This window comes from Streptomyces sp. FH025, assembly GCF_017427025.1.
Taxonomy (GTDB): Bacteria; Actinomycetota; Actinomycetes; order Streptomycetales; family Streptomycetaceae; genus Kitasatospora.
In genome coordinates, this window is sequence record NZ_JAFLNG010001103.1 from 1 (window position 1) to 1,587 (window position 1,587).

Here is a 1,587-nt window from a genome sequence, read left to right on the forward strand (position 1 = left end):
CGGGTCGGAACCGGAGCCGCGGAGGGTGTTTCACTCACCCTCCGTGGCCGGTTCGACACCAGGCAAGCGGATCACCTGATCAACCGTCAACATGACCTGATCAATGGACCACTGAACTCCCCGATTTCAGCCAATCCCGGGACGCCGGGGCGGCCCACCCGCGAGGATGGACGGTCCGGCACCGCCGTCACCGGCCGGGCGCCACCCGCCCGATCAGGTGCAGCAGCCGGTCGAGGGCGTCCTTGGAGTCGGGCTCGGTCAGGTTGACCATCAGCCGGAACGCCACCTTCAGCAGCGCCGGGTGGCCGAGTCCGGCGGCTCCGGCGGCGCCGAGCAGCTTGGGGCGGCCGAGCAGGTCGGCGGCCAGCCGGCCGAGCGCGAAGTAGCCCGCGTAGGCGGAGCGCAGTGCCTGCGGGTAGGCGCGCAGGGCGAGTTCGCGGCCGCGGTCGGTGCGCCGGGCGAGCGCCTGGACGATGGTCTCGGCGGCGTAGCGCCCGGATTCCATCGCGTAGGCGATGCCCTCGCCGGTGCCGGGGCTGACCGTGCCGCCCGCGTCGCCGACCAGCAACAGGCCGTCGGCGTAGTGGGGTTGGCGGTTGAGGCCCATCGGGAGGGCGGAGCCGCGGACGGGCTCGGTGACGGCCTCGGGGGTGTAGCCGTAGTCGGGCGGGAGGTCGGCGCACCAGCGGCGCAGCAGGTTCCGCCAGTCGGGGTCCGTCTTCGAGGTGTCCAGGACGCCGAGGCCGACGTTGGCGGTGCCGTCGCCCATGCCGAACACCCAGGCGTAGCCGGGTAGGAGGCGCCGGGCCGGGTCGGTGGGGTCGCGCAGGTCGAGCCAGGCCTCCAGGTAGCGGTCGTCGTGGCGCGGGGTGGTGAAGTACGTCCGGTAGGCGACGCCCATCGCGCGGTCGGTGCGCCGGTAGCGCTTCATCGCGACGGACAGCCGGGTGGAGTTGCCGTCGGCGGCGACGACGATCGGGGCCCGGTAGTCGACGGGCCTGCGGTCCTCGCCCAGTCCGGCCGCGACGCCGGTGATCCGGCCGGACCTCTCGTCCACCAACGGGCCCGCCACATTGGCGCGTTCGACCAGCCGGGCACCGGCCGCGGCGGCCTTGCGGGCGAGCAGTTCGTCGAAGTCGGCGCGCCGGCGCACGAGTCCGAAGCCGGGGAAGGCGGAGAGCTCGGGCCAGTCGAACTCCAGCGAGCGGCGCCCCGAGATCAGCCGCAGCCCCTTGTTGTGCAGCCAGCCGGCCTCCTCGGAGACGTCGATGCCCAGGTCCACCAACTGCTTGACGGTGCGCGGGGTGAGGCCGTCGCCGCAGACCTTCTCGCGCGGGAAGGCGGACTTCTCCAGCAGCAGGACGTCCAGGCCGGTACGGGCGAGGTGGTAGGCGGCGGTGGAGCCGGCCGGGCCCGCGCCGACCACGATGACGTCGGCACTGTCCTCGGTCCGGGCGGGCGCCTGCCGCTCCGGTCGCACCTGCTGCTCTGGGCCGGGCATCGAGCACTCCCCCTGGGTCGGATCGGCTGCGCACGCAACGGAATCGGCGGACTGGGCGGTTCCAGACGGACGATAGAGAACCCCGC

General features: G+C 73.4%; 1 protein-coding gene. It reads right to left on the bottom strand.

Features of this window, described 5'->3' with window-relative positions; all coding sequences use genetic code 11:
* Window positions 1-187: 187 nt before the first annotated feature.
* Complete coding sequence (locus tag J0670_RS37690; RefSeq protein ID WP_207817277.1) at window positions 188-1,501, bottom strand: geranylgeranyl reductase family protein; 1,314 nt, start codon at window positions 1,499-1,501, stop codon at window positions 188-190.
* Between the last annotated feature and the right edge of the window lie 86 nt (window positions 1,502-1,587).

Coding starts and splice junctions, on each gene's coding strand:
- J0670_RS37690 (WP_207817277.1), bottom strand. CDS start 1,501: ATGCCCGGCCCAGAGCAGCAGGTGCGACCGGAGCGGCAGGCGCCCGCC.